The sequence below is a fragment of the Variovorax sp. 01T439_2 genome (assembly GCF_056398445.1).
This window is the reverse complement of the sequence record NZ_JBFTPJ010000299.1, coordinates 1-10,701: the sequence shown is the minus strand read 5'-3', so window position 1 is coordinate 10,701 and position 10,701 is coordinate 1. Positions and strand designations below refer to the sequence as shown.

The 10,701-nt window shown below is 65.0% G+C and carries 8 protein-coding genes and 1 pseudogene; 7 read left to right on the top strand and 2 right to left on the bottom strand.

From position 1 onward, the window contains the following. A pseudogene (locus AC1DOC_RS15665) lies at positions 1-414 on the top strand (phytoene desaturase family protein); the annotation flags it as partial. 191 nt (positions 415-605) lie between these two features. Here AC1DOC_RS15665 and AC1DOC_RS15660 read toward each other — a convergent pair. Continuing rightward, complete coding sequence (locus AC1DOC_RS15660; protein WP_478080478.1) at positions 606-1,094, bottom strand: hypothetical protein; 489 nt, start codon at positions 1,092-1,094, stop codon at positions 606-608. Positions 1,095-1,203: 109 nt separating this feature from the next. Next, positions 1,204-2,154, bottom strand: coding sequence for a LysR family transcriptional regulator (locus AC1DOC_RS15655; protein ID WP_015866000.1), 951 nt, complete (start codon positions 2,152-2,154; stop codon positions 1,204-1,206). 154 nt (positions 2,155-2,308) lie between these two features. On the opposite strand from AC1DOC_RS15655, the gene AC1DOC_RS15650 reads away from it, so the two are divergent. The 6 genes from AC1DOC_RS15650 to AC1DOC_RS15625 are packed head-to-tail and all read left to right on the top strand — an operon-like array spanning position 2,309 to position 10,611. Beyond that, positions 2,309-3,160 carry a fumarylacetoacetate hydrolase family protein gene (locus AC1DOC_RS15650; protein ID WP_015865999.1) on the top strand — a complete coding sequence of 284 codons (852 nt, stop codon included), beginning with the start codon at positions 2,309-2,311 and terminating at the stop codon, positions 3,158-3,160. Between the two features lie 16 nt (positions 3,161-3,176). Continuing rightward, the gene (locus tag AC1DOC_RS15645) at positions 3,177-5,261 is read left to right on the top strand and encodes a hydantoinase/oxoprolinase family protein (RefSeq protein ID WP_478130049.1); all 2,085 of its coding nucleotides are present in this window, start codon (positions 3,177-3,179) and stop codon (positions 5,259-5,261) included. Beyond that, positions 5,258-7,162, top strand: coding sequence for a hydantoinase B/oxoprolinase family protein (locus AC1DOC_RS15640; RefSeq protein WP_478130048.1), 1,905 nt, complete (start codon positions 5,258-5,260; stop codon positions 7,160-7,162). Before AC1DOC_RS15645 ends, AC1DOC_RS15640 begins: the two co-directional genes overlap by 4 nt. A gap of 43 nt (positions 7,163-7,205) precedes the next feature. Then, the gene (locus AC1DOC_RS15635; RefSeq protein WP_015865995.1) at positions 7,206-8,324 is read left to right on the top strand and encodes a CobW family GTP-binding protein; all 1,119 of its coding nucleotides are present in this window, start codon (positions 7,206-7,208) and stop codon (positions 8,322-8,324) included. Then, positions 8,321-9,289, top strand: a complete 969-nt coding sequence (locus AC1DOC_RS15630) for a tripartite tricarboxylate transporter substrate binding protein (RefSeq protein WP_015865994.1) — start codon at positions 8,321-8,323, stop codon at positions 9,287-9,289. Before AC1DOC_RS15635 ends, AC1DOC_RS15630 begins: the two co-directional genes overlap by 4 nt. 41 nt (positions 9,290-9,330) lie before the next feature. Further along, positions 9,331-10,611 carry a porin gene (locus AC1DOC_RS15625; RefSeq protein WP_015865993.1) on the top strand — a complete coding sequence of 427 codons (1,281 nt, stop codon included), beginning with the start codon at positions 9,331-9,333 and terminating at the stop codon, positions 10,609-10,611. Positions 10,612-10,701 lie beyond the last annotated feature (90 nt).

Genomic DNA, 10,701 nt, shown 5'->3' with positions numbered 1-10,701 from the left:
ACCATGGACGTTTGCGGCCTCACTGATTGGTCCGTCTTCGAGCGCTTTGCTGGCACTGAATGGATGCGCCGTGGTGCCGAGTACGACGACATGAAGGCTCAATTGACTGAGCATTTGCTCGCTGAGGCCTTTCGCCGCTTCCCGCAGCTCCGAGGGCGAGTTGCCCATGCCGAACTGGCCACACCGCTGAGCTTCAATCACTTCTTGAATCGCACTCGAGGCAATTTCATGGGCTTCGAACAGACGCCGCGGCGCTTTGCCCAGCGCTGGATGGGCGCTCACGCGCCGGTCAAGGGCCTGTACTTCAGTGGCCAAGACGTGGCGGCCGCGGGCGTCAGTGGTGCAATGGTCGGCGGTCTGGTGGCCGCCAGCGCCGTGCTCGGGCGCGACCTCTTCCGTGAACTGAGATCCTAGTGTCCATTCGGCATGCTCAGCGTTGCCCCGCTCACCCCGCAGTTCGGGGCGAGCACTTTCTTCCGTTGCCTCCGAGAGGCAGATGGGCTGACGCACCTCACCCCATGAGCGAGTTCGAGCCACAGCAGGCGCGCTCGTACACCTCAGTCTTCAGGCATTGACCGACAGCCGCGGATGACGCCGCGGCAGAGCTAGGCTGTCGCGGCGCCGTCAACGCCCGTGCCCTGTTCCAGCAACCAGTCGCAGAAGGTTTTGACCACCGGATCGTGCTGAAGACGCTGCAGGGAGTCGGTCGTGATGTCCGCGCGCTCGAGTTCGAAGACGAGGCCCGAGATGATGTGCTCGGCCAGGGCAGCCGTACTATCGATCTGCTGGCTAACCGCGCGTGCCAAGTCGGTATTCGCCCGCGCGATCTGCTCGTTTTCCGCCGTGCGCGCACTGCGACCGAAACGCCCATGTTGATGCGAGAGGCGATTGAAGACGGCAACAAGATGCAATTCATGGACCCACCGCAGATGCCTGGCGAAGTCGGGAAGGTCGTGCTGCGGGCGCTTGACAAACCGCGCCTGGAGCTCTTCGTGAGGGCCGGCGAGTCCTGGAACGCGCGCCTGGCGATGCTTATGCCGAACTTGCTGGTGCGGCTGATTCCGCCATTCGGCCGAAAGAGTGAAAGTGGTCATCGTTTGTACCTGGCATCCCTGGTCCCGCCTCGATCTCAGATGGCTACAGCGCATGGCCGGTTGGCCGGTGCCTGATGGTGGCGTGCACCTCGCCTGGGCCGAGGGCACACTATTTTGCAGGTGCGTGTCCAGATTCATCACCGGCTATTGGCTCGGTGAGTTGACTGCCCCAGGCGCCGACCAATTGCTGGATGATCTCGGCGGCCCTCCTGCACGCGGGTGAAAGCTTGCCCTGCTTCGGAAACGCCAAGGTCACATGGCGGAAGAGATCGGGCTTCACGAGTTTGCTGGCCTGAAGGCGACCCCGTCGGAGTTCCTCGGCAATTGAGTACGGCCCCATCATCGAATAGAGCCCCGGCGTGTGCGCCACCAGTTCCTTTTGCATCGTCAACGAATCCACTTCGGCGACTGGGACCAGGGCGAAGCCCAAGCTGCGGGCTGCTTCGTCAAGTGCGTTGCGCCAGTGACTGGGACGTCGAGGCAGCACGAGGTGCAGACCGGACAGACGCGAGAAGTTGACCGTGGCCTCCTTCGTGAGCTCGTCCCCCGGGGCGGAGATCAGATAGGTATGTGCAACGCTCAGCAGCCTTTCTTCGTGACCGCTCGGGCGATTGAACCGAAAAAGAATTGCCATGTCGACGGCACCGCTGTCGAGCATCGTGTTGAGTTCGGTGCCCTGAGCTTCGGCGATGTTCAGGCGGATGCCTGGATGCTCGACCTGCAGGCGTTCAAAGAGTCGCGTCATCAGCGGATGGGCTGCCGAAGGTATGACGCCCAGGCGGACCTCGCCGAGCAACTTGCCTGATTCCTCGCGAAGTTCCTCCGACAAACGGTCCGTCTCCAGCAGCCAGGACCGTAGCCGCGTTGCCGCGCGCTCTCCCAGTTCGGTCGGCACGACGCCTCTGCCTGTTCGCCGAAACAGCGGGCCGCCGAGCCCCGCTTCAAAGTCACTGATCTGGCGGCTGATGTGCGATTGCACCGTTTGGCGGCGGGCCGCCACCTTGCTCAGGCTGCCAGCCTCCAGCACTTCCAGGAAGAGCCTGACGGTCGCGACGTCCATAGGGATTACCCGTGTGAGTTATGCCAAATAAGGCAAATCTGATTGCTCGGAATTCTATCTATGCGGATGGCTTAAGGATTTTTACATTGGCTGTACCTGATGCGAACTGCTCATTTCGGGCAAGCACCGCAGCGACGAATCCAAGGAGACTCATTTGAAACTCGCCAGCTTCACACACGCCGGACAGGCCACCTACGGAGTGGTTGAGGAAGATCGCTACCAACTGCCGCCGGCCGACTTCCTCGGCCGCCATCCCGACTTGGTGTCGGTGCTGCGCGCCGATGCCTTGCGCGAACTCGCGCAGGCGGCCGCGGCAAGCGGCAGCGCCGTGCAGGCCAGCGCCGTGCGCGCGCTTCCGGTGATTCCCAACCCACCCAAGCTGATCTGCGTGGGCCTGAACTACAAGACCCACGTGGCCGAGACCAAGCGCCCGGACAGCGAATACCCGTCGCTCTTCATCCGCTTCAACGACACGCTGGCAGCGCATGAGGACACGGTGCTGCGTCCGGCCTTTTCTGAGCGCTTCGACTGGGAAGGCGAACTGGCCTTCGTGATCGGCAAGGGTGGCCGCCACATCCCGAAGGCGCAGGCCTTCGAGCACATCGCGGGCTATGCCTGCCTGAACGACATCAGCGTGCGCGACTGGCAGCGCCACACGCATCAATTCACGCCGGGCAAAAACTTTCCGGGCACCGCCCCGTTCGGCCCGTACCTGGTGACCCGCGACGAGGTGCCGGACGTCACCAGGCTGACGCTGGAGACGCGCGTCAACGGCAACGTGATGCAGCAGGCAAGCATCGACGACCTGATCTTCGACATCCCTGTCCTGGTCGAGTACATCTCCCGCTTCACACCGCTGTCGCCCGGTGACGTGATTGCCACCGGAACGCCCGGTGGCGTCGGCGACCGCCGCGAGCCGCCGCTCTACATGAAGGAAGGCGACGTGGTCGAGGTGGAGATCACCGGCCTGGGCATCCTGCGCAACCGCATCGGAACGGCAGCCTGAAGCGCCGCGACACATCATGGCCACCCCCTCCACCCCCAATCTGCGCATCGCGGTCGACATCGGCGGCACCTTCACCGACATGGCCGCCTTCGACGAGGCCACCGGCAAGCTGCTGTTCGGCAAGGCGCTCTCGACCCACGGCCAGCTCGTCAATGGCATCCAGGCCACGCTGGACAGCGCCGACATCGATGTGCGTAACGGGCAGCTGTTCCTGCACGGCTCCACCATTGCCATCAACACGCTGCTGGAGCGCACCGGCGCCAACACGGCCCTGCTGATCACGGAAGGCTTTCGCGACATCTACGAGATCGGCCGCGTCAACCGTCCCGATGCCTACAACCTGTTCTTCAACAAGCACCAGCCGCTGGTCAAGCGCTCGCTGCGCTTCGAGGTGACCGAGCGCCTGCGCGCCGACGGCAGCTTGCACAAGCCACTGGACGAGGGCGCGGTGCGCGAACTGGCGCGCGAGCTGAAGAGCCAGAACATCGAAGCGGTGGCGGTGCTGCTGCTGCACTCGTATCGCAATCCGGCGCACGAGCAGCGCGTCAAGCAGATCCTGCAGGAAGAACTGCCGGGCGCCTTCGTCTCCGCTTCGCACGAGCTTTCTCAGGAATACCGCGAGTTCGAGCGCGTCTCCACGGTCGTGGCCAACGCCTACGTCGGGCCCCGTGTCTCCGAATATCTCGGCCAGCTCGAGACGCACCTTTCCGACAAGGGCTTCGGCGGCGACTTCTACGTCGTGCAGTCGACCGGTGGCCTGTTTCCGATCGAGCATGCACGCGTCGGCTGCGTCCGGATGCTGGAGTCCGGCCCCGCAGCCGGCGTGATCGGCGCGCAGGCGATCTGTGCACAACTCGGCATGGGCGATGCGATTGCCTTCGACATGGGCGGCACGACGGCCAAGGCGGGCGTGATCAGCCAGGGGCGGCCGCTCACGACGGGCTCGGCGCTGATCGGCGGCTACGAGCGCGCGCTGCCGATCCAGATTCCGATGATGGACATCCACGAGGTCGGCACCGGCGGCGGTTCGATCGCCCGCGTGGAGACCGGCAACGCGCTGCGTGTGGGGCCGCAGAGCGCGGGCTCCATTCCCGGGCCGGTGGCCTATGGACGCGGCGGCAAGGAGCCGACCGTGACCGACGCCAACCTGGTGCTGGGCCGGCTCGACGCCGACAACTTCCTGGGCGGCGAACTCAAGCTCGACCTGGAAGGCTGCAAGCGCCAGATGGCCGAGCGCGTGGCCGGCCCGCTGGGCCTGGACCCGACCGAGGCGGCCGACGGCATCCTGCGCATCGCGGTGACGCAGATGTCGCACGCCGTGAAGGCCGTGACCACCGAGCGCGGCCTGGACGCCGGCAGCTTCACCATGGTGGTGTACGGCGGCGCCGGCCCGCTGCATGCCTCGGCGATTGCACGCGAGATCRGCATCCGCAAGGTGCTGATTCCGTACGCGCCGGGCTACTTCTCGGCCTACGGGATGCTGTTCTCCGACTTGCGCTACGACTACGTGCGCTCGGTGTTCCGCAAGCTCAACGACGTCTCCTTCGAGGAGATCGAATCCGCCTACAAGACGATGGAAGACGAGGGCCGCGCCGCGCTGGCGCAGTCCGGCGTGAAGGCGGACGGCGTCGTGATCGAGCGCGCGGCCGATATGCGCTACGTGGGCCAGGAGCACGCGGTGACGGTCGACCTTCCGCTGGCGTTCTTCGAAGGCAAGGACCGTTCGGCGATCAAGCAGCAGTTCGATGAACTGCACAAGGTGCGCTATGGCACGTCGGCGCCGAAGGAGCCGGCGGACCTGGTGAGCCTGCGCGTCACTGTGCTCGGCATCATGAAGAAGCCGCCCAAGCACAGCGTCGACGAGGGGTCGTCCAAGCCCGAGAAGGCCGCAATGCGTGCGGTCAAACCGGTGTACTTCCGCTCTGGCGGCTGGGCCGACACGCCCATCTACAAGCGCGACCGGCTGCGCGCGGGCAACGTCATCAGCGGCCCCGCGCTGATCGAGGAGCACGCCTCCACCACCGTGATGCAGCCAGGCGACGAGATGCGCGTGGACGAACTCGGCAACCTTCAAATTTCCATCGGGAGCGATCGATCATGAGCACCCCCCAAACCCCAGCGGCCGCGGTCGACCCGGTCACCGTCGAGATCATTCGCAACGGCCTGTACGCCGTGACGGAGGAGATGAAGACCAATCTCACGCGCACCGCCTACAACCTGATCATCTACGAGGCGCTGGACTTCACCGTCGGGCTCTTCACCAAGGAGGGCGACACGGTCTCGATCGGCTTGGGCCTGCCGATGTTCATCCGCGGCATGTCCGAGACGGTGAAGGCGAAGATCAGGCACTTCGGCTACGAGAACATCCTGCCGGGCGACATCCTGGTCACGAACGACGCCTACACCACCGGCAGCCACCTGAACCACTTCACGTTCACGATGCCGGTGTTCCACGAGGGCAGGCTCGAAGGCTTCACCTGCTGCATGGCGCACTGGCTCGACGTGGGCGGCACGCTCGGCAACGTCACCACCGACATCTTCAGCGAGGGGATCCAGATCCCCATCATGAAGTACCAGCGCGAAGGCGTCGTCAACCAGGACCTGATCGACATCATCGCGATGAACGTGCGGCTGGCCGATCGCGCCCTGGGCGACCTGCGCGCCCAGATCACCGCGATCACCACCGGCGAGCGCCGCTACGTGGAGCTGCTGCAGCGCTATGGCGTGGATGCAGTGAACGGCTCGATCCGCCAGATCATGGACTCTTCAGAGGCCGTGGCGCGCAAGAACACCCTGTCGATTCCCGATGGCGTGTACGAGGCCGAGTCCTTCATGGACGACGACGGACTCGAGATTGGCAAGCGCATCCCGATCCGCGTCAAGGTGACCGTCACCGGTGATGAGATGACGGTGGACCTGTCCGACGTCAGCAAGCAGGTTCGCGGCTTCTACAACTCGGGCTTCACCACCGGCATCGCCTGCGCCCAGGTGGCCTACAAGTGCCTGACCACGCCGACCGATTACCCGGTCAACGACGGAAGCTTTCGCTCGCTGAAGGTGATCATGCCGATGGGCACGGTGATCAGTGCCGAGCGCCCGTACCCGATGCGGGTGTGGATGACCTTCCCGATGACGGTGATCGACACGATCTTCAAGGCACTGGCGCCAGCCATTCCCGATCGCTCCATCGCCGGCCACCACGCCGACTTGGTGTTTCCCAACATCCACGGCATCTCGCCAGAGGACGGGCGGCTCTTCATCGTCGGCATCGGGCCGCTGGGCGGAGGCTGGGGCGCGAAGTCGACGGAAGATGGCGTCTCGGTCACGGTCTGCATCAACGACGGCGACACCCACAACAGCCCGACCGAGCAGCTCGAGGCCAAGTACCCGGTGCTGGTCGAGAAGTACCAGATCCGTCAGGACAGTGCCGGCGCCGGCCGGTACCGCGGCGGCCTGGGCGCGGAGATGGTGGTGCAGGCGCTCTCGCCCTTCACCGTCACCACCCGCATCGACCGTGTCCACTGCAAGCCATGGGGCCTGGAGGGCGGCGGAGACGCCATGGGCAACGGCCTGGCCGTGCGGCACAAGGGCGAATGGAAGAGCGACCACCTGAACGCAAAGATCTTCAACGTGCGGCTGGAACGCGGCGATGCCTACAAGATGCTGTCGGGCGGCGGTGGCGGCTTCGGCGATCCGCTGGATCGGGATATCGACCTGGTCGCAGAGGACGTGCGCGAGGGCTACGTGAGCAGCGAGGTGGCGCGCCGGGTCTATCGCGTTGCGCTGGACTCCAAAGGGCAGGTCGAGAACTGGACATCGTCGACTACCTCGAGGATCAAGGCCTGCGCTCGGGTGTTGCCGACGTGGAGCAATTCTTCCGGGCTCGCCCGACGTCCGAAGCCACCGGTCTGCCGCTTCAGAAGCTCCTGGAAGACCTCGAGCGCGACGAGTTTCCCGCCGAGGCGAGCGAATGGCTGCTGGCCAGGCTGGAACGGACCTTGAACTCTTTCGCCGAGCTTCATGGCGGGCGACAGCAGGCAGGGTCATGAGCGGCCACTTCTCCTCGCTGCTGGCAGCCGACCAGCCCGGGCAGGTGCGCGTGCCCGTGACGGTGCTGACCGGATTCCTCGGCAGCGGAAAGACGACGCTCCTCAACGAGCTGCTGCGCGAACCTGATCTGCACGGCACCGCAGTCATCGTCAACGAGTTCGGTGAAATCGGCATCGACCACGACCTGATCGCACACACGACGGAAGACACCATCCTGCTGGCCAACGGCTGCATGTGCTGTGCGGTGCGCGGCGATCTCATCGGCGCGCTGGTGGGACTCGTCGAGAGAGCCGTCTCCGATGGCTCGGCGCTGTGCCAGGTATTGATCGAAACCAGCGGCCTGGCCGACCCGGCCCCGATCCTCCGGACCTTGATGGGAGAGCCTGCCGTCAAGGATCGCTTCAGGCTGGCGGGCGTGTGCTGCACGGTCGACGCAGTGCTGGCGTTTCGCACGCTGGATCGGCATCCGGAGGCCGCGCGGCAGATCGCCATGGCCGACCACCTCTTCCTCACAAAGACCGACCTCCTGGGCGAACCGGCATCGCAGGCGTTGCTCGACTGCGTGAGGAGCCTGAATCCCACGGGCACGGTGCACCAGCAGCGCGAAGTGCACGTGGCCGTGTTGCGGCAGACGATGGAGACGCGCGCGGACGACGCGCGGCCGGTCCCCGCAGAGCGCGGGCTGTTCTACAGGCCGATGCCGGTCACCGGCGGCCCAGGCGCCTCAGGCGAGCCATCTCCCCATTCGGGCGGGATCACCTCATTCGTCCTAGTTCGCGACGATCCGTTGCCGCGAGACGGCTTCTATGCCTGGCTCGACATGGTGATCGCGATGCGGGGTGAAGACCTGCTGCGTGTGAAAGGAATCGTCAATCTGCAGGAGCAGCCGGAGCAGCCGCTTGTCTTTCACGGCGTACAGCATCTGTACCAGCCACCGGTGTCATTGTCGGCTTGGCCGAGCCCGGACCGACGCACCCGGATTGTCTTCATCACCCGAGGCGTCGACGCGGAAGCGATGGACGAGTCTCTGCGCGTTTTCGAACGACGTGGGCGGCAGAGGCGCCCTGCCGCGTCTTCACCGGACCCCTCATCACAACTCAAGGAGACTCCATGAAATCGCTGAAAGTACTGGCCGCATGCGCGGTGCTCGCGGTCGCGCCTGCCTGGGCCCAGACCGCCAAGTTCCCCGATCGGTTGATCCGAATCGTCGTTCCGTTTGCGGCAGGCGGCGGCGTGGACAACATCGCGCGCCTGCTGGCCCACCAGCTGCAGACCCAGTTCTCGGGGGTGCCGGTGATCGTGGAGAACCGCGCCGGGGCCAACGGCTCGCTGGGCGGCAAGGTTGTGCAGACGGCGCCCGCCGACGGCTACACCTTGCTGTTCTCCGCGGCGACGCACGTGCTGGCCAAGGAGGTCATGAGCACGCCGCCCTACGACCCGCAAACGGACTTCTCCCCGATTGCGCGCGTGGCCGAGGCACCGCTGATGCTCGTCATTGCGCCCCAGCTCGAGCCCCGGAAACTCACCGAGGTGCTCGCCGCGGCGAAAAAAGAGCCGGACAAGTGGACGGCGGCCATCCCCGCTGCGGGTGCACCCAGCCACCTGGCCACACTACTTTTGGCCAAGCAGGGCAACGTCAAGTTCACCTACGTCCCTTACAAGGGTACGCAACCCGCGCTGGTGGACGTCGGGGGCGGGCACGTGCAGCTTTTGATGGACTCGATGATCTCGGTCATGCCGTTGGCCAAGGCCGGGCGGGTTCGGCCGATCGCCATCAGCGCCGCCAAGCGCAGTCCGCTCGCGCCGGACGTCCCGACGGTGCAGGAGAGCGGACTGCCGGGTTTCACGTACGGGTCGTGGTATGGCGTATGGGCCCCCAAAGGCACGCCCGCCGATCGCGTCCAGTTGCTCAACAGCGCGATCAACGCCGCCATGTCCGAGCTGGGCAGGTCGGGCGCGCTGGCCAACCTCGGCGTCGAACCGGTGATCCAGGACGCCGAGCAATTCAAACGCTATGTGGCCGGCTTCGTGGCCCAAAGCGCCGACCTGCTCAAGAGCGCCGGCTTCAAGCCCGAATGACACGGACGCCGCGCACCGCTTTCACCCAAGGAGATCAGACCATGAACAGAACCACGCTCGTGGCAGCGAGCCTGCTGTCCTGCGCCACCGCGGCGACCGCCCAGTCGTCCGTCACACTCTTCGGCGTCGTCGACGTCGGCGTCAGCCACTACAGCGCCAGGAGCGACTTCTACAACAACACGGCGTCGCCCGCCATCGCATCGCCGAGCGTCACCCGGAGCCAGACGGCCTTGTCCAACAGCGGGACCTCCAACAGCCGCCTGGGCTTCCGCGGCACGGAGGATCTCGGCGGTGGACTTGCCGCCGGCTTTTGGCTGGAAGCCGGCACGACACCGGACAACGGTGCCACCGCGATCGCAAGTTTCGCTCGCAGGTCCACCGTGAGCTTGTCGGGCCCTTTCGGCGAGGTTCGGCTGGGCCGCGACTTCACCCCGACTTTCTGGAACGACTCGGTGTTCAGCCCGTTCAGCACGATCGGCGTCGGCGCCAATGTCGTGTCGAGCGTGGGGACCAACTTGCAGACAGTAAGAGGCCCTGGTTCCGCGGTAGCGGCCTCCGACAACTATCTTCGCACCAGCAACAGCATCGGCTACTTTCTTCCGCCCAATCTGGGTGGCGTCTATGGTCAGTTCCAGTACGCCTTGCACGAGAACGTTTCGCAGAGCAGCCTGCCCGGAAGTCCAAGCCAGAAAGGGCGCTACTTCGGTGGTCGCCTGGGCTATGCGGCCGGTCCGTTCGATGTCGCCTTGGCCTACGGGGAGAGCACGGCAGCGGACACCACCGGCGTGAGTCCCGTCGGATTGCCAACCGGCGTCAATCTGCGCGAGAAGATCAAGACCATCAATCTCGGCGCTTCGTACGATTTCGGCTTCATGAAGATCTTCGGTGAGCTCTCGCAGGTCAGGGACCAGGCGCTGTCGAGCGCGCCGGTGCCGGTGCTGGGCTCCTTGACGCTGCGTGATTCGGACAAGTACAAGGGCGGTCTTGTGGGCATTACCGTGCCCGTCGGTGCGGGGCTGATCAAGGCGGCCTATTCACGCGTCAAGTTCGACAACGATTTGGGCCCGCTGGCGACCCCGCTGACACCGCGGCGTGATGCGTCGGTCAACAAGCTTGCGATCGGGTTCGACTACAACCTCTCCAAGCGCACGGCGCTGTATGCGACGGCAGCCCGGATCCGGATCAAGAACGGGCAGAACAATCCGGCGATCATGGGGGCTGTGACGGGTGGTGTGACGTATCTCACGACAGGCGCCGGAATATCGGGATTCGCCCCACGCAGTTCGACCGGATACGACTTCGGCATCCGGCACGCGTTCTGATGGTGCAAAACGCAGGGCGCACCAGGAAATTTGGCGCTCGATGCCGGATCCCTTCGCGGCGAACTGCCAAGGGAGCGGACGGATACGTAG